The 18,397-nt window shown below is 45.3% G+C and carries 8 protein-coding genes, 13 tRNA genes and 2 rRNA genes (1 of these 23 running past the window's edge); 1 reads left to right on the top strand and 22 read right to left on the bottom strand.

All coding sequences use genetic code 11. From position 1 onward, the window contains the following. Window positions 1-10: 10 nt before the first annotated feature. Window positions 11-889 carry a hypothetical protein gene (locus ACUC6J_RS21470; RefSeq protein ID WP_016818710.1) on the top strand — a complete coding sequence of 293 codons (879 nt, stop codon included), beginning with the start codon at window positions 11-13 and terminating at the stop codon, window positions 887-889. A gap of 1,557 nt (window positions 890-2,446) precedes the next feature. Here ACUC6J_RS21470 and glmS read toward each other — a convergent pair. The 22 genes from glmS to ACUC6J_RS21580 form a co-directional block, all read right to left on the bottom strand. Next, window positions 2,447-4,279: a glutamine--fructose-6-phosphate transaminase (isomerizing) gene (gene glmS / locus ACUC6J_RS21475; protein WP_447249405.1), complete on the bottom strand. Its 1,833-nt coding sequence runs from the start codon at window positions 4,277-4,279 to the stop codon at window positions 2,447-2,449. 630 nt (window positions 4,280-4,909) lie between these two features. Next, the gene (gene glmM, locus ACUC6J_RS21480; protein ID WP_017427765.1) at window positions 4,910-6,250 is read right to left on the bottom strand and encodes a phosphoglucosamine mutase; all 1,341 of its coding nucleotides are present in this window, start codon (window positions 6,248-6,250) and stop codon (window positions 4,910-4,912) included. 59 nt (window positions 6,251-6,309) lie between these two features. After that, window positions 6,310-7,779 (bottom strand): CdaR family protein, encoded by a 1,470-nt coding sequence (locus tag ACUC6J_RS21485; RefSeq protein WP_447249406.1) that lies wholly within the window; start codon window positions 7,777-7,779, stop codon window positions 6,310-6,312. Next, window positions 7,776-8,609, bottom strand: coding sequence for a diadenylate cyclase CdaA (cdaA, locus tag ACUC6J_RS21490; protein WP_013373237.1), 834 nt, complete (start codon window positions 8,607-8,609; stop codon window positions 7,776-7,778). The genes ACUC6J_RS21485 and cdaA overlap by 4 nt, the downstream gene beginning before the upstream one ends. Before the next feature lie 221 nt (window positions 8,610-8,830). Then, window positions 8,831-9,454 carry an anti-sigma factor gene (locus tag ACUC6J_RS21495; RefSeq protein ID WP_045245420.1) on the bottom strand — a complete coding sequence of 208 codons (624 nt, stop codon included), beginning with the start codon at window positions 9,452-9,454 and terminating at the stop codon, window positions 8,831-8,833. A gap of 150 nt (window positions 9,455-9,604) precedes the next feature. After that, entirely contained in the window at window positions 9,605-10,171 is a 567-nt protein-coding gene (gene sigW, locus ACUC6J_RS21500) for an RNA polymerase sigma factor SigW (RefSeq protein ID WP_013373239.1), read from the bottom strand. A 190-nt stretch (window positions 10,172-10,361) separates the two neighbouring features. After that, the gene (ppc, locus tag ACUC6J_RS21505) at window positions 10,362-13,154 is read right to left on the bottom strand and encodes a phosphoenolpyruvate carboxylase (protein ID WP_045245419.1); all 2,793 of its coding nucleotides are present in this window, start codon (window positions 13,152-13,154) and stop codon (window positions 10,362-10,364) included. Between the two features lie 727 nt (window positions 13,155-13,881). Next, window positions 13,882-13,952, bottom strand: a tRNA-Gly gene (locus ACUC6J_RS21510). Window positions 13,953-13,961: 9 nt separating this feature from the next. Beyond that, window positions 13,962-14,035, bottom strand: a tRNA-Pro gene (locus ACUC6J_RS21515). Between the two features lie 22 nt (window positions 14,036-14,057). Further along, window positions 14,058-14,134, bottom strand: a tRNA-Arg gene (locus ACUC6J_RS21520). Between the two features lie 5 nt (window positions 14,135-14,139). Next, a tRNA-Gly gene (locus tag ACUC6J_RS21525) sits at window positions 14,140-14,214 on the bottom strand. A gap of 10 nt (window positions 14,215-14,224) precedes the next feature. Next, a tRNA-Leu gene (locus ACUC6J_RS21530) sits at window positions 14,225-14,305 on the bottom strand. A 12-nt stretch (window positions 14,306-14,317) separates the two neighbouring features. Then, window positions 14,318-14,393, bottom strand: a tRNA-Lys gene (locus ACUC6J_RS21535). Between the two features lie 4 nt (window positions 14,394-14,397). After that, window positions 14,398-14,472, bottom strand: a tRNA-Gln gene (locus tag ACUC6J_RS21540). A gap of 55 nt (window positions 14,473-14,527) precedes the next feature. Next, window positions 14,528-14,603 (bottom strand) — tRNA-Val (locus ACUC6J_RS21545). Window positions 14,604-14,614: 11 nt separating this feature from the next. Next, window positions 14,615-14,686, bottom strand: a tRNA-Glu gene (locus ACUC6J_RS21550). Window positions 14,687-14,697: 11 nt separating this feature from the next. Continuing rightward, window positions 14,698-14,770: transfer RNA gene (locus ACUC6J_RS21555), tRNA-Thr, on the bottom strand. 3 nt (window positions 14,771-14,773) lie between these two features. Then, window positions 14,774-14,849: transfer RNA gene (locus ACUC6J_RS21560), tRNA-Asn, on the bottom strand. A gap of 18 nt (window positions 14,850-14,867) precedes the next feature. Continuing rightward, a 5S ribosomal RNA gene (rrf, locus tag ACUC6J_RS21565) occupies window positions 14,868-14,984 on the bottom strand. A 150-nt stretch (window positions 14,985-15,134) separates the two neighbouring features. After that, a 23S ribosomal RNA gene (locus tag ACUC6J_RS21570) occupies window positions 15,135-18,062 on the bottom strand. A gap of 185 nt (window positions 18,063-18,247) precedes the next feature. Next, a tRNA-Ala gene (locus ACUC6J_RS21575) sits at window positions 18,248-18,323 on the bottom strand. Between the two features lie 20 nt (window positions 18,324-18,343). Beyond that, window positions 18,344-18,397 (bottom strand) — tRNA-Ile (locus ACUC6J_RS21580); it runs 23 nt beyond the window's last position.

Here is an 18,397-nt window from a genome sequence, read left to right on the forward strand (position 1 = left end):
GGAAGAGAAGATGGATATAGATACGGAGAATTCCAGACATAGAATCGTAATGGGAGAAATTGAAGCCCTGCGGATAAAACGCCAGCAAAAGCTTGTCGATCGACCTCAACCCTCCTTGAAACGATTTACTCAACAAGAGCTGAACGACGAGGCTTTTCCTTCGTATAAAAATCTGCTGGTTGGACGTACCCGCCGCATACCGACCCGCCAGACGATAATAAATATTGCAGAATATCTTGAGTGTACATCCGACGAGCGTAACGATTTGCTTTTGGCAGCCGGCTTTCTTCCAATTCAGACCGAATTGTATGGACGGTCGTTGGAGCGTGCATTAGAGTGGGCTCAGCAAACGATGAGGAGTATCCCTTTTCCCGCCATGGTCGTAACACATACTCAGGACATCAAGGGATTAAATGAGCCGTTTCATCAATTGTTCGAAATCCCTCTCGACCGCTCATATGACGGTTTAATGAATAGGGTCGATTTACATTTTAATTCTGGTTTTCCTATCCGGTCCCGCTCCACGTTTGACAAGGCGTCGTTTAAGCAGTGGGAGGAGCACATCATAAACGGAATACAAGCCTTTAAGAGTGAGCACATGCTCTCGCGTTATGATGCGTGGTATCAAAAATTGCTGGATAGAGTTCAGAAATATAACGCGTGCGAATATCTGAGTGTGCCGGATGTAGGGGGAAATGTTGATCAAATACAAACAATTCTAGCCAGAATAGAAAGCTCCGGAGACCTTATTCCCGTACGCTACAGACAGGTTTCGATTTCCGCAGGCGGCCGCTTATATCCGCAAATTGAGGTTTTCCTACCGGTAGATTCTGCCGCGCGCACAGTTTTCGAGAACCTGGGATGTCCAGCTGATTGTACATTTGTCTAATCCGATACTTACAAGAAGATGGAATCGAAAAGTTATTGGTAGCTGATAATTCAGAATAGGTGGTTTATTAAACTATTGGGGAACGTTAGTTGAATGACAACAGCGGCAGTCTAAGGCTTTATTTATCAAGTCTTGGTCTGCCGCTGCTTTATATTAATTGTTCAGTCTAAAACTCATTTTTCAAAAGCTGACGATTCTTCAGTTCAAAAACCTCGCTAAATCAACAACTCTAGTCTAATACTTTATTTTCACCGAACACCTGTCATTAACTTTTCTAATATTTCTTTACCATAATAGCGATTTCTATTTAAACCAAAGCTGCCGACCTGATTTTAACAAAGCCTGATGACACTTGTTCATCAGGCTTTTGATTTTACTAAAAGTGATTCTTTTATTATGTTTCCTTAATATTTAGCACACAACTTTATTGTTTAGTACATAACTTTATTGTCTGTAGACAGCATTTCTAAATTCTGGTTTTTGAATTGAATTAAATGGGCAGGTATTAGAACAAGAAGATTTGGATCTAATCGGTAAAAAAATATTACCCTTTTTAATAGAGCATTTTCCATCTCTCCTTTAAAGATAAGATATAGTAAATAGAAAATTTTAGTACCCATTAGTTCGCTTAAAAAAGTGGCGCCTCACACCTTCTTTTACAATTTAATTAACTATGTGATAGCTGATGATTCTTTTACCACCACTCTACATTCTTCATAATCTTCAAATTCATTTCTTATGTAAATTGATTTTAGATCAGTTGGGGTATATCTAATGCTGAGATTCCAACCGCCTTCTTTCAAAGCTCTTTCTAACCATTTCTCACGTACGGCTCTTGAGCAAGTATAAAAAAACTGCTGAAACAGAAACCGTGGGATGTTACAAAAGCAATATGCTAAGTGAATTTAGGGATATGAATTATTACACTCCTTTCTCTATTCATATTATAGTCATTGTTAATTTTTTTATATATAAATGCCAGGAATAATCGGTATACGGATAATTCGTGACTTTTATGTACCAAGATTAAAATCAGTATTTCTAAGACATATTATTAAGAAACTCCCGTGAAAGATTAGTACCGAACAATCTTCAGTTTTATAAAATCAATAATTTCATCTCTATCTTCTTTAGTAAGCTCTCGAAACAAAGAAATAAGTTCTAATTCCTTAGCTTCAATGGCTTAATTAAAAATAGTGTTCTTTGATACAGGCGTATCTCCAAAGATTAACCACTCTATTATGGGAATTGAAGTTTTCTTTAATTGCTATAATTATATCAAGAGAGGGTCTGTATTTATCTTGCTCCAGCTCACTCAACGTCCCTTCAGAAATTCCAATCATTATTTGCAAACTTTATTTGATTTAAGTTGTTTGTTTTTCTAATCGTTCGAATTCGTTGGCCTATTGTAGACATAATTGCCCTCCTAAACTAAAAAGATCCCGATATATCATCGGGATCTTTCTTGATGTTTGTAAAATGACTAGTTCCAGACTTTTTTTACTGGTTCCACACTTTTTTTATCACCAGACAATGAAATTAGAATTTTACTAAAGCTTATTCTACAGTAACACTTTTCGCCAGGTTACGTGGTTTATCAACATCATGGCCTAGTGCAAGCGATGCGTAGTAAGCCAACAGTTGGAGAGCTATAACTGAAATGGCAGCCGACAGAATCGGAAGTGTTTTTGGAATTGCAAATACTTGATCTACGGATTTCAACAGCTCGACAGCATGCTCTTCATATGTGATTGCAAGCACGTCACCGCCACGAGCTTTGACTTCCTTAATGTTGCTCACGGTTTTTTCCAACACGGATTCCTGTGTTACCAAAGCGATAACTGGAATTCCCTCTTCGATCAATGCCAGTGTACCATGCTTCAGCTCACCCGCAGCATATGCCTCGGAATGAATGTAGGAGATTTCCTTGAGCTTCAGGGAACCTTCCTGTACTACAGCATAGTCTTGACCACGACCAATAAAGAATAAGTGCTTGTTGCTAGCAATTTGCTCAGCATAGGCCTTGATCGCATCTGCTTTACCCAACATCTCTTCTACTTGCTCTGGCAGTGATTCCATAGCAGCCAGCACATGAGCTACTTGCTCATCCGTTTGTGTGCCACGTACTTGAGCCAGATACAGACCCAACAGATAAAATGCAATCAACTGGGAAGAATACGCTTTGGTGGAGGCTACGGCAATTTCCGGTCCTGCCAGTGTAACCAACACATCATCTGCATCACGGGCGATAGAGCTGCCGACTACATTTGTAATCGCCAGTACATGAGCCCCGTTTGCTTGTGCTTCACGCAGTGCTGCCAATGTATCAGCAGTTTCACCGGATTGACTCACCACGATCACCAATGTCTCTGGTGTTACGATAGGAGAACGGTAGCGGTACTCGGAAGCTACATCGTTTTCTACCGGAATACGAGCCATACTTTCAATAACCGTACGGCCAATCAAACCAGCATTGTAAGCTGTACCACACGCTACAATTTGAATGTTGCGGATATTTTTAATTTGTTCTTCTGTCAGCTTCAGCTCTGGAAGAACAACTTTTTTAGTATCTTTATCGATACGACCCAACATCGTGTCACGGTAAGCCTTAGGCTGTTCGTGAATTTCTTTCAACATGAAATGCTCATAGCCGCCTTTTTCCGCTGTTACAGCATCCCATTCGACATGAATCATTTCCCGAGAAATAAATTGGCCTTCGATTGTCATTAATTCGACAGCATCACTAGTCAGAACAGCCATTTCGCCATCGTTCAAAATAAATACATTGCGTGTATATTTCAGAATAGCCGGAATGTCGGAACCGATAAAGTTCTCGCCTTCTCCCACACCAATAACCAGCGGGCTGGCTTGGCGAACAGCTACCAGCTTATTAGGCTCGTGCTCGGTCAGCACTCCCAGTGCAAAAGCACCGCGCATAAAGGTAATTGCTTTTTGTACTGCTTTAACAATATCTCCTTCATACTCACGCGCAACCAGATGGGAAATAACTTCTGTGTCCGTTTCGGAAATAAAGGTATGACCTTCGCTGATCAGCTGTTCCTTCAGTTCCAGATAGTTCTCAATAATTCCGTTGTGAACTACAGAAAACTTTTGGCTCTCATCCAAATGCGGATGGGAGTTCTCATCAGAAGGTTTACCGTGCGTTGCCCAACGTGTATGTCCGATGCCTGCATGACCTACTAACGGCGTACCATCCAGTTTAGCTTCCAGGTTTGCCAGACGACCTTTTGCCTTGGCTACTTGCAGTCCTGAATCTGTAAACACGGCAATACCCGCAGAGTCATACCCGCGGTACTCCAGCTTCTTCAGTCCGTCAATCAATACCTCTTGCGTATTCTGATTACCAATATATCCTACAATGCCACACATATTCGTTATCCTCCCGATCATCATTTCACAAGACGACTCATCACAGGACTAACGTGTGCGGTAGATTGTGGAATAAAGTTCATTCATCTATGAAGTTGTCAATGATAACTATAGAATTTACAGGCATCTCTTCACGAATGTAACGAAATTCCCAAACCGCGCACGCCAATGATGATGGCCGCACATTCATGAAATGAATCTTATAATTTAGGTTATAAAATAATTAGGGCATCTACCGGTGCGTTGTGTAAACAGTTGCCTGTTCATTTTCCGCTGCCGGTTTACGGGTTGATGCTTCACCGGAAGGTCCCCGCCGAATGTTTCGAACACCTTCACCTCGTCAGCTTGCTTTGTCGTGAACCGATTGCGAGCAACATCCTCTCAATGGAATCTATTGCTTCTCCACCAAGTTCCCCCGCACAAATCAAGCTCTGGCGCTTGTAATACGTTACCTCACAACCCTCGCTTTCTCTATCTAAGTCACAGCATCCCTATATTATATTCAGCAGAGTATCATTTGGCAATGACACTTTATTCATAATTACACCCTAAAGGCATTAAAGCATTAGTGAATAACCGCAAACGCGGTTGCCTGCTTGTGTTTAACAGGCAACCCACGTTTACAAAATTTTAAACTAATTCTTTTTTCACGACATCTACGATCTGTCCGACAAATTGCTCCAGCTCATCCTTATCCGGGCCTTCGGCCATCACACGAATAAGTGACTCTGTACCTGAAGCACGGACCAATACACGCCCATTATCGCCCAATTGTTGTTCCACCTGTTCAATCGCTTCTGCAATCGCAGGGTTCCCCTCGTAATTACGTTTGTCCTGCACACGTACATTTACAAGAACTTGTGGATATTGTTTCATAAGCGATTTTAGTTCGCTCATCTTCTTGCCAGAAGCTTTCAGGGTATCTACCAGTTGAATCCCCGTCAGCATGCCATCGCCTGTCGTATTGTGATCAAGGAAAATAACATGACCAGACTGCTCACCGCCCAGATTAAATCCACCCCGACGCATTTCTTCCATCACATAACGGTCTCCAACCGCAGTTTTTGCAGTCTTGAGAGCTAGCTTTTCAGTAGCTTTATAAAAACCGATATTACTCATTACTGTCGATACAATAGTGCTGTCCTTGAGTTTTCCAGCCCGGTTCATTGCATCTCCGCAAATACAGAGAATGTAGTCTCCATCAACCTCTTCCCCGTTCTCATCAATTGCGATTAGGCGATCGGCATCGCCGTCAAAGGCAAGACCAATGTCGGCTTTCAAGCGGCGCACTTCCTCTTTCAGCTTTTCAGGATGAGTCGAGCCGCAATGATCATTGATATTCAATCCGTTTGGCTCCGCGCCGATCGTATGCACTTCAGCTCCCAAATCCGCAAAAAGCTTCGGCGCCAGCTCATAAGCTGCTCCGTTTGCACAGTCCAATACTATTTTTAGGCCTTCAAAAGAATGACTGATTGTTGTTTTCAAAAACTCCAGATAATCGTAGCGGGAATGCTCGTCTACAACAACCGTGCCCAATCCGCTGCCAATCGGACGAGGCAATTGGTCTTCTTTCGCATCCATGAGCTCTTCAATTTTCAATTCCGTTTCATCGGTTAATTTAAACCCATCGCCGCCAAAAAACTTAATCCCGTTGTCCTCAACAGGATTGTGAGATGCTGAGATCATGACACCAGCGTCCGCTTTTAATTGCCGTGTGAGATATGCCACCCCAGGCGTCGAAACAATACCTAGGCGAACCACATTAGCCCCAATAGACAACAAGCCGGCTACCAGTGCCGATTCCAACATCAGTCCAGATATCCGTGTATCCATACCAATAACAACTGTCGGTTTCTCTACATTACCTGCTAAAACATATCCGCCGCAGCGGCCAATGCTATATGCCAGTTCGGCTGTTAGTTCCTGATTAGCAACGCCTCGTACACCATCTGTACCAAAATATTTCCCCATGTAAAATGACTCCCTTTTTTTGTCTAATAATCTTGATCATTTACTACAGATAAAACATGTTATGGCTGACCGTTCTCCGAGGTTCCATTCGCAGAAGATTCTGCGCCGTTATGAGGACTTGTTTTATCCTCCGCAGCTGCGTTGTCCCCGGTATTTGCGTCAGAGTTGCCACCTTGATTGCCTTGCCCCTCCTGTGGCCTCTCCTGCCCCTTATCACCACTACCAGAAGGGTTTGATTCATTCTCACTATTCGGATTCGTTACAGCAGGCGTAGAAGGGCTCTCAATGTTTACCGTTGCCTTTAGTTGGCCGGCATTCCCGGCTTGCGTAATGTATTTAGGCAAGCCTACTTTTAGGGTAACCTCGTGTTGACCAGCCGCGAGGCCACTTACATTTGCCACCAAACTAACGTCATCATTGGTTAAATTGTTTACCAAATCCTGCGGGCCCTTCACAGTAACATCCATCGTCTTGCCTGCGGGTGCTATAATAGTCGCGTTAGCTCCATCTGCTGCACCTTGTAAAACGATTGGGATGCCTGACAGCGTCCGTTCCGTATCTGTAACTTCATTAGAAGGAACGACGGTCACCTGAATTTGTATTAACCCTGGCTCGATTTTATCAGAACCTGAGGGAGCTGCCAAATTAGCTTGAACTGTACGGGTCCCCGCTTCTGTAAATTGACTCAGATCGAGTGTAGCCGTGACATAAGAGCTCAGGCTGCTTAATACATCCTGTGATGCATATACCGCTGCTTCCTTCACATTTGCGTTTACTTTAGAAAGCGCCAATCCGTCTGGCAGCTCTCCGGAATAGACTATCTTGACAGGCACAGACTTCGCCTGCTGAGTGACCGGGATTTCAACTGACACAGTGGATGGCTCAATGACCGCACCTGTGAGTTCCTGCCCCTTTTTGTTATAGGCCTTCAGCTTTACCCGTTTCTGTTCAAACTTTTCTGAGATGCCATCCGTGTTAACAGCCCCTTGCACCGCAGTAACGGTATTCAGCTGGCTTTTGGGTAAAGTAACCTTTACTGTTTGAGGAGCAATCACAGGCTTACCGAGCTGTAGCCCCGCATCTGGACTACCCTTAGGTACTATAGATACATTAAATGATTTCGTTTGTTTTTCCTCAATTGTTACTGTAACACGGTTAGGAGTCATGGATACCAATTCCACCCCATCCGGTAAATCCGGTTCAAGTGACAATGTTTTAGTGCCTGCTCCTAAGCCGCTTAAGTTTAATTTTGCCTGATAATTATCCGCGAAAAAAGTAGTCAGGACAGAGCGCTGTCCTCTGACCTCCATCTTTACATGATCAGTGTCCATCGTAGACAGCACATATTTTGAATCATCCAGACCACTGGCCTGAATGGCCACATTATCAATTATTTTATTATTGTAGGAAACGGTCAATGTAGACGAAGGAGTACCTGTATCCAGATGAACCATTCCCCACAGCATTATAGCAACCGCAAGCGCCAATATCTTGGAAATCGTATTATTGTTAATCCATTTGTCCATCATGAATTTCCACGGCCTCCCCTCCGATTCCAGAATGAGCCGCGTTTTTCCTTCAAAGACGGTGTTGGCCGCAACTCCTCATACAGCTTGGAGATTAGGGATTCTTCCTTAATGTCACGCACGACCTGACCATTGATAGCCAACGAAATTTGCCCTGTTTCCTCCGATACCACGACAGTTACGGCATCCGTTACCTCACTCACCCCAATTGCAGCCCGATGACGGGTTCCCAACTCCTTGCTAATGAAGGGATTTTCGGATAATGGCAAATAGCAGGCCGCAGAGGCAATCTGTTTATTTTGTATAATCACCGCACCATCATGCAAAGGCGTATTGGGAATAAAGATGTTAATTAGCAGTTCAGAACTAACTACGGCCTGTGTCTTGATGCCAGACTCCGTATATTCGTTCAGTCCTGTCTCGCGCTCGAATACGACCAATGCTCCTATTTTTCTACGTGATAAATAATTCAGCGCCTTAATCATTTCTCCAATTAACTTATTGATCTCTTCATCATCTACTGACGAACGCCCAAATAGTTTACCACGTCCCAACTGCTCTAGAGCACGACGTAACTCAGGCTGAAAAATAATAAAAATAGCCACTACACCAAAGGTGAACATCTGATTCATCAACCACTTGAGCGTGTACAAATCAAACCAGGTACTAACCGCCCAAATAACGACCAGGAACAAAATCCCTTTTAACAATTGAACCGCTCGCGTTCCGCGAACAAGTAAAATAAGCTGATACATAATATAGGTTACGATTAAAATGTCGATAATATCTTTAATGGACTCTTTCCAAGTCAGGTCCGCAAAATAATCCAACATGCGCATGCCCCCGCAATTTTCTGTAGTGAGTGGGTGTAGTATGTACACAGTATGCTCTCTCTATCTAGGTTATAACGATCAGGCTCACGTTGCAAGCTGTGCGACAAAAGAATCGCCAAAATCAGTAAAATAAAGTACAATTCGCCAGACCTAGATACAAAAAAACGCCTTTTCCAGCGGAAAAAGGCGCTCGATATCGTTCTTGCCATTTCAAGCTTCTTTTATCGAGAAGACGGTCCCCCGAACAAATCGGTAACCTTGTACCAAATCCAGTCCAAGGTTTGATCGATACTTTTAACCTGTCCTGCAATATGGGCGGTTGAAGCTTGATAGTACGAGCCGTCAATCACAGTAAGATTTCCTTCTACATCACCGTATACACGTGCCTCACCATTCTGTACTGTTAAATCTCCGGCAATGGATTTCCCTTCAGGTACAATTACAGTATCGCCCTGAATAACAACTTGATCTAGATTGCTTCCTTTGACTACTAATTGATGGTCCGTGCTAGAAAAGCTGGCCATACTTGAGCATATCACAATAAGGAAGAAGGCGGCGGCTGTTACAGCGGGATGCCTCTTCACCCAAGCTAGCATAGGCACCGCAGGCTGTCGTTTATGCGGCGGCAAAGCATTCATAATGCGAAATGTCAGCTCATCCGATACACACGGCACTTGATGATAGCGTGTACCGTAAAGCATCGCATCCGTCCGCTCCAGCTCTTTAAAACGCATGCGGCATTCCGGGCAGACTAACAAGTGTTGTTCCAACTCATGTTTGTCCTGCTCAGACAGGTCGCCATCTAGATAGTCATGCATAAAAGAGACGGCTTGTTTGCAATCCATATGAGCCAATCCTTTCTAATATTCTTCCGTGTTTCTCAACATAACATGCTCCGGCTTAGAAACTTTGCTCATCTTACATACGTTACAACGAACATTATGTTTCATAAAAACATCTACGCAGGCTCTTTTCCTAGAATGTATGCACAGCATTTATAGCTTGTGCTCCAGTTTTTTGCGTAGAAAATCCCGTCCCCTGTGTACTCTTGTCTTAATTGTGGTAACTGGGAGATTGAGCACATCGCTAATTTCCTGTAAGGAAAGCTCCTGCAAATATCGTAGAACCATAATCGTCTTGTATTTATCTGGAAGGCTGTCAATGGCGTCATGAATTAAAGCTTGCGTTTCCGACAACAGCGTACTCCCTTCAGGGGTAAGCTCTTCACTAGCAAGCATGGCGTACCCATCAACACCTTCTTGATCATTCATTTCAGCATCAAGTGAGTATGTAGGTTTTCTCCTTCGCAGACGATCAATGCATAGATTTGTAGCAATCCGATAAATCCAGGTTGAGAACTTCTGCCCATGGTCATACTTTTCCAGGTTACGATACACACGCAAAAAAGTTTCCTGCACCAAATCCTCCGCCTCATGACGATTACCTAGCATCCGGTAGGAAAGATGAAAAATCCGATCTTTATATAACTCGACTAACTCCGCAAAAGCTCGCTGATCACCTTTCTGCACCAGCCTAACCAAGCGGCTTTCCATATTATCCACTCTATACTCCCCCAGACTTGCTGATGGGTTACTTATTACATGTTTATGATTATTCATCGTAGTTTAATTTTATCCAGAAATCAACTGAAGTGTGGACACAAGTAACAAACTCGCGCTTCATTACTATAAACACAGCACAATCGGGCACTCCATGAGTACCCGATTGCCTGTATCATACGGCCAAACTATATCAGCCTGTGTTTCTCAAGCCTGCGGCAATTCCGTTAATCGTCAACAGTACCTCACGCAGCATTTCAGCGTCATCACCGTTCTGATTACGCAGCTCGCGTAGCTCACTCAGCAATTGAACCTGCAAATAACTTAACGGATCGACATAAGGATTACGCAACCGGATAGATTCCTGAATAACAGGTACATCGTCCAAAATCTCAGATTGTCCGGTTATTTTCAAAATCAATTCAGATGTCAGCTTGAACTCTGCAGAAATCTGCCCGAATATACGTTGCCGTGCTTCTTCGTTATCCGACATCCCAGCATACTCCTCTGCAATCAGCAAATCCGCTTTAGCGATTGCCATTTGGAGTGTATCAATAAGCGACCGGAAGAAGGCAGAGTCTCTAAACATCGTTTGCAGCACTTTAAGGTTATCTTCATTGTTTTGATAGTAGCTTTGCAAACCTGTTCCTGCCGCATACCAAGCAGGTAGCAAGTAACGACTTTGTGTCCACGCAAAGACCCATGGAATAGCGCGCAAATCCTCAAAACGTTCACTGTTCTTACGCTTGGACGGACGAGAGCCAATATTCAGCTCGCCTACCTCAGGCAACGGTGTAGATTCTTTAAAGAAAGTGAAGAAATCTGGATCTCGGAAAATCAAATCCTGATACTTCTCCAGTGATACTTCGGAAATACGGGCAATAATCTCCTCCCAGCTTTCCTCGAACACTTCTTTCTTTCCTGAGCGATGATACGCAGCAGCCGTAATTAACGCTGATGTCGCCTGCTCCAAGCTCCGATATGCAATCCCCTTGAGCGAGTAGCGGGATGATAGCACTTCGCCTTGCTCCGTAATCTTAATTCCTCCACCAATGGTATGAGGAGGCTGAGCCAGAATACTGCGGTTAAGTGGCATTCCTCCGCGCCCCAGCGCTCCTCCACGTCCGTGGAAAAACTTCACTTTTGCGCCATACTCGTTCACTACTTCCGTAATGCTATTCATAGCGACCCGAAGTTCCCAGTTCGCTGTAACCACACCGCCATCCTTATTACTATCCGAGTAGCCGAGCATGATCTCCTGAAGCTCATCCATCGCGGCTACAGATTGTCGATATACAGGCAGGTTCATCAATCTTCTCATAATATCAGGTGCAGCATGCAAATCATCTATCGTTTCAAACAAAGGAACGGATTGCAGCGTACTAATGACAGTGCCATCCTTCTCAATGCGGAACAGGCCTACCTCTTTGGCTAATACCATAACCTCAAGCAAATCACTGGCACCCTGAGTCATACTGATCAAGTAGCTTGTAATGGATTGTTTGCCAAATTCCTCCTGAGCCAAATAAATCGTACGATATACATCAAGACATTCCTGTGTGCTATCGCTATATTTCAAATATGGCGAAGTAATCGGACGGGGTTCATTTAGCAGCTGTTCCAGCAGATCTATTTTTTCTTCCTCTGACAGCTTACTGTAATCTGACACAATATTCATTTTAGAAAGAATTTCAGTCATCGCATTTTCATGCTCCTGACTGTGCTGACGTACATCCAGCGTAGCTGTATGAAAGCCGAATAGCTCTACCTGACGAATCATCTTTTGAATATACGTGTCTGCCACATAATCAGCAAAATGATGACGCAGGCTGCTGGCAATCACATTCAGATCTGCAATAAGCTCTTCTGCGGAGCTATAGCGTTCCTTAGTACCCTGTTTGCTCTCATCCAAAACGTTATTCACCTTAGCAATCATATATGCTAGTTTGATGCGATAAGGCTCTTTTTCGTTATGCCATACTTCCATTTTTTTAAGTGTGATGTGGGCGCGATCTTCTTCAATAGAAGCCAACAAATCATCAGAAACTCGCACAATGCTGGTACTAAAGCTCAAGTAACCCATGAGTTCCTTCAGCGTGTGCTGATACTCTCTCAAAGCCAGCTTGCGTTGCATACACAACGTTTCCCAAGTCACATGAGCTGTAACAGATGGATTCCCGTCCCGGTCTCCACCGATCCAAGAACCAAATCTCAAATAAGTTGGAATGTGCCATTTTTGCTCAGGATAATATTTATCCAAACATCGCTCCAATTCTTGGTATACATCTGGCAATACATGAAACAAGGTCTCATGAAAATAATACATTCCATTTCTTACTTCATCTAATACAGTTGGCTTTCGATCACGCAGTTCATCCGTCTGCCACAGTGTAATTACTTCATTAAGCAGATTTTCCCGTACCTGTTCTCGCTCACGCAAGGTAAGCATCGGATTATCCAGCAGCATGACGTCTTCAGAAATACGTTTGTGGATATCCAGAATTACTCGTCGTGTTGCTTCTGTAGGATGTGCAGTCATGACCAGCTCCAAGGAGAGTTCATTCAGCATGTTGCTAACGTCCTCAGCGGAGAAGCCTCCTTGTTTAAGCTCCTGAACGGAACTTTCGATAGAACCGGGTTGAACCTCTTCACCAGCGGAATGCTCATAATCCCGCTTACGACGAATACGATGGTTTTGCTCAGCGATATTCACCAACTGAAAGTAAATCGCAAACGCGCGAATAACCTGGTGACGAATATCCGTATCCAGTCCACTGACCATTTGTTTAAAATTCTCGTATAACTCCGGCTGATACCCGGCACGTAACGATTTACTTGCCTCACGTATTTTCTCCACGATATCCAAAAGTTCGTTGCCACCTTGATGAACCAAAACCTCACCAAGAATATTTCCTAGAAAACGAACGTCCCGCCGCAGCAGATTGTTGGATTGGTTTTTGTTAGCGGTTAACGTAAGCTCAGTCATGCTTTTCCCCCCATCTGATCTGTTCCACACCATATTCAGTTGTAGCAAAGGTACGTATACACACGAAATTTGACACTTTCTTAACATCATACAATAAAAACGTATGAAAAGCTGCAAAATTTACAGGAAAAAATCATGCTTTTGAAATACTTTTTTGGAGAATATATTGGTCACTTATACATAAAAATGAAATTAATAAATAAAACTGATTTTAAACGCTAAAAATGTGCGAAACATTATGCACAGTCTCTTTTAAAAAGCGTGTTTCCAAAGGTACAAATTCTTGTGTCATGATGTGTATATGTTTATTATTTGTTGACAAAGTGAAATTCATTGCGCTCTATCCACAAAGATATACACAAATAAGCCATAATCTCAGTATTCTAAATCTGTTTACTCATTAATCCCTACGTGTTACCCACATAAATAAAGAAGAGTGTGTAAAACAAAAGGAGCAGGTATAAAGTTATCCCCATGAATTTCGTAACATAATAATTATAGGATTCCTATTTTCAATGGATTTGATCACGAATTTAGCCTTACTACAGGAAAAAGGGGGCCGTAAGAGGGGAAATTCGGGTCTAGGTGATAAATGCCTATGTAGGATATGCACAAGTCATCCCCAACCGTGCATGACAAGAGACATCATTTAATGGTCTATATACATAGAAGTTAATATATTGTGGACAAAATAAAAAGAAGCCTTTCGGCTTCTAGGTAATCGGTAAGCGGGTGATGGGAATCGAACCCACGCTATCAGCTTGGAAGGCTGAAGTTCTACCATTGAACTACACCCGCAAATCAGTATCGGGATGACACGATTTGAACATGCGACCCCCTGGTCCCAAACCAGGTGCTCTACCAAGCTGAGCTACATCCCGATATTATATTTTTTCAAAAATATGGCGCGCCCTGAGAGATTCGAACTCCCGGCCTTTTGATTCGTAGTCAAACGCTCTATCCAGCTGAGCTAAGGGCGCAAATATGGAGCGGACGACGGGAATCGAACCCGCGACCCTCGCCTTGGCAAGGCGATGCTCTACCGCTGAGCCACGTCCGCAAAAACAGGATGCGCGTGGAGGGACTTGAACCCCCACGTCAAAGACGCTAGATCCTAAGTCTAGTGCGTCTGCCAATTCCGCCACACGCGCATGCAATGATAATGGTGAGCCATGAAGGACTCGAACCTTCGACACCCTGATTAAAAGTCAGGTGCTCTACCAACTGAGCTAATGGCTCTTAATGGCTGGGGATATAGGATTTGAACCTATGCATGACGGAGTCAAAGTCCGTTGCCTTACCGCTTGGCTAATCCCCAATATGCATATGATTCACAATTCCCCTATATTTCATCCATGTAAGAGAACAAAATATGGTGGAGGCTGAGGGGATCGAACCCCCGACCCTCTGCTTGTAAGGCAGATGCTCTCCCAGCTGAGCTAAGCCTCCATACTATCCTATGACCCGTAGGGGATTCGAACCCCTGTTACCTCCGTGAAAGGGAGGTGTCTTAACCCCTTGACCAACGGGCCATCCTGTAACAAGCTCTCAACCGGGATCGAACCGGTGACCTCATCCTTACCATGGATGCACTCTACCTACTGAGCTATGAGAGCAAATGGCTCCCCGAACAGGACTCGAACCTGTGACAACTCGATTAACAGTCGAGTGCTCTACCAACTGAGCTATCAGGGAATAATAATTATAAAACTCGCTTGGCGGCGTCCTACTCTCCCAGGACCCTGCGGTCCAAGTACCATCGGCGCTGGAGGGCTTAACGGTCGTGTTCGGGATGGGTACGTGTGGAACCCCTCCGCTATCGCCACCAAACATGAATTTGCTCCGCAAATTCTCCCGTAAGGTTATTCGCTTCAGCACAGATCGTGTGAATGAATCGCCATACGCTTGTCGTATGTACTTCTACATACCTTCAAGGTTACACCTTGAAAACTGGATCCGAAACTTCATTGCGTCTTATCTTAGGATAAGCCCTCGACCGATTAGTATTGGTCAGCTCCATGCATTACTGCACTTCCACCCCCAACCTATCTACCTCGTCGTCTTCAAGGGGTCTTACTAATTGGGAAATCTCATCTTGAGGGGGGCTTCACGCTTAGATGCTTTCAGCGCTTATCCCTTCCGTACATAGCTACCCAGCGGTGCTCCTGGCGGAACAACTGGTACACCAGCGGTACGTCCATCCCGGTCCTCTCGTACTAAGGACAGCTCCTCTCAAATTTCCTACGCCCACGACAGATAGGGACCGAACTGTCTCACGACGTTCTGAACCCAGCTCGCGTACCGCTTTAATGGGCGAACAGCCCAACCCTTGGGACCTACTTCAGCCCCAGGATGCGATGAGCCGACATCGAGGTGCCAAACCTCCCCGTCGATGTGGACTCTTGGGGGAGATAAGCCTGTTATCCCCAGGGTAGCTTTTATCCGTTGAGCGATGGCCCTTCCATGCGGTACCACCGGATCACTAAGCCCGACTTTCGTCCCTGCTCGACTTGTAGGTCTCGCAGTCAAGCTCCCTTCTGCCTTTGCACTCTTCGAATGATTTCCAACCATTCTGAGGGAACCTTGGGGCGCCTCCGTTACTCTTTAGGAGGCGACCGCCCCAGTCAAACTGCCCACCTGACACTGTCCTCGTACCGGATTACGGTACCAAGTTAGAACCTAGATACGATCAGGGTGGTATCCCAAGGATGCCTCCTCTCAAGCTGGCGCTCAAGGCTCAACGGCTCCCACCTATCCTGTACAGATCGTACCCAAACTCAATATCAAGCTGCAGTAAAGCTCCATGGGGTCTTTCCGTCTTGTCGCGGGTAACCTGCATCTTCACAGGTATTAAAATTTCACCGGATCTCTCGTTGAGACAGCGCCCAAGTCGTTACGCCATTCGTGCGGGTCAGAATTTACCTGACAAGGAATTTCGCTACCTTAGGACCGTTATAGTTACGGCCGCCGTTTACTGGGGCTTCGGTTCATAGCTTCGCTCTTGCGAGCTTACCACTCCCCTTAACCTTCCAGCACCGGGCAGGCGTCAGCCCGTATACTTCGCCTTGCGGCTTCGCACAGACCTGTGTTTTTGCTAAACAGTCGCTTGGGCCTTTTCACTGCGGCCCCCTCGGGCTATTCACCCTACCGAGGCACCCCTTCTCCCGAAGTTACGGGGTCATTTTGCCGAGTTCCTTAACGAGAGTTCTTCCGCGCGCCTTAGAATTCTCTTCTCGCCTACCTGTGTCGGTTTGCGGTACGGGCACCTTCTCCTGGCTAGAGGCTTTTCTTGGCAGTCTGAGATCATGACCTTCGCTACTGTAATTTTCGCTCCCCATCACAGCCCAGCCTTAACGATGTGCGGATTTGCCTACACACCAGCCTCACTGCTTAGACGGACATCCATCAGTCCGCGTCACTACCCTACTGCGTCACCCCATCGCTCATAGCGGATTACGGTGGTACAGGAATTTCCACCTGTTGTCCTTCGACTACGCCTATCGGCCTCGCCTTAGGTCCCGACTTACCCTGAGCGGACGAACCTTCCTCAGGAACCCTTAGGCTTTCGGCGGATCTGATTCTCACAGATCTTTTCGTTACTCATACCGGCATTCTCACTTGAATGCAGTCCAGCGCTCCTTCCGGTACACCTTCAACCCGCATTCAACGCTCCCCTACCCCTGATGCAAGCATCAAGCCATAGCTTCGGTGGTGTGTTTAGCCCCGTTACATTTTCGGCGCAGAGTCACTCGACCAGTGAGCTATTACGCACTCTTTCAATGGTGGCTGCTTCTAAGCCAACATCCTGGTTGTCTGTGCAACTCCACATCCTTTCCCACTTAACACACACTTGGGGACCTTAGCTGATGGTCTGGGCTGTTTCCCTTTCGACAATGGATCTTAGCACTCACTGTCTGACTCCCGGAACTAAATCTATGGCATTCGGAGTTTGACTGAGCTTGGTAACCCTTGCGGGCCCCGCACCCAATCAGTGCTCTACCTCCACGATTCTTCTTTCCGAGGCTAGCCCTAAAGCTATTTCGGGGAGAACCAGCTATCTCCGGGTTCGATTGGAATTTCTCCGCTACCCCCACCTCATCCCCGCATTTTTCAACATGCGTGGGTTCGGGCCTCCAGTGCGTGTTACCGCACCTTCACCCTGGACAGGGGTAGATCACCCGGTTTCGGGTCTACGTCCACGTACTCATCCGCCCTATTCAGACTCGCTTTCGCTGCGGCTTCAGCTCTTCACCTTAACCTTGCACGGGAACGTAACTCGCCGGTTCATTCTACAAAAGGCACGCCATCACCCATAGATCGGGCTCTGACTTCTTGTAAGCACACGGTTTCAGGATCTATTTCACTCCCCTTCCGGGGTGCTTTTCACCTTTCCCTCACGGTACTGCTTCACTATCGGTCGCCAGGGAGTATTTAGCCTTGGCAGATGGTCCTGCCGGATTCATACGGGGTTTCACGTGCCCCGCACTACTCGGGATCCGTCTCGGAGGGAACAAGTTTTGAACTACAGGGCTTTTACCTTCTCTGGCGGGCCTTTCCAGACCTCTTCATCTAACCGGTTCCTTTGTAACTCCATGTGAGACGTCCCACAACCCCAAGGAGCAAGCTCCTTGGTTTGGGCTAATCCGCGTTCGCTCGCCGCTACTGACGGAATCACTATTGTTTTCTCTTCCTCAGGGTACTTAGATGTTTCAGTTCCCCTGGTCTGCCTCTATTCTGCCTATGTATTCAGCAGAAAGTGACTGTCGATGAAGACAGCCGGGTTTCCCCATTCGGACATCCCCGGATCAAAGCTTGCTTACAGCTCCCCGAGGCTTTATCGTTGTTCGCCACGTCCTTCGTCGGCTCCTGGCGCCTAGGCATCCTCCGTGTGCTCTTTGTAGCTTAACCTAGACTTTTCTTTCACAGAAAGAAAATGTCGATGTTCAATAAAGAGTGATTTTTGCCAAAGGCAAAATATCTTTCCTTATTTGCTACCTTTATTTCACTTGTTTACACAAGATCAGCTTAAAGGAATATTCTAAAACGCAATTTCGTTTCGGTATCCAGTTTTCAAGGTGCAATGATAAAACTATTGGTGGAGCCAAGCGGGATCGAACCGCTGACCTCCTGCGTGCAAGGCAGGCGCTCTCCCAGCTGAGCTATGGCCCCAAAAGAAAATATAAAATTTATGGTGGGCCCTAGTGGACTCGAACCACCGACCTCACCCTTATCAGGGGTGCGCT

It is taken from the genome of Paenibacillus sp. JJ1683 (assembly GCF_053006485.1).

Bases quoted from the DNA above. Each gene is read 5' to 3' on its own strand.
- ACUC6J_RS21470 (WP_016818710.1), top strand. From the start codon at position 11: ATGGATATAGATACGGAGAATTCCAGACATAGAATCGTAATGGGAGAA.
- glmS (WP_447249405.1), bottom strand. From the start codon at position 4,279: ATGTGTGGCATTGTAGGATATATTGGTAATCAGAATACGCAAGAGGTA.
- glmM (WP_017427765.1), bottom strand. From the start codon at position 6,250: ATGGGGAAATATTTTGGTACAGATGGTGTACGAGGCGTTGCTAATCAG.
- ACUC6J_RS21485 (WP_447249406.1), bottom strand. From the start codon at position 7,779: ATGATGGACAAATGGATTAACAATAATACGATTTCCAAGATATTGGCG.
- cdaA (WP_013373237.1), bottom strand. From the start codon at position 8,609: ATGTTGGATTATTTTGCGGACCTGACTTGGAAAGAGTCCATTAAAGAT.
- ACUC6J_RS21495 (WP_045245420.1), bottom strand. From the start codon at position 9,454: ATGGATTGCAAACAAGCCGTCTCTTTTATGCATGACTATCTAGATGGC.
- ppc (WP_045245419.1), bottom strand. From the start codon at position 13,154: ATGACTGAGCTTACGTTAACCGCTAACAAAAACCAATCCAACAATCTG.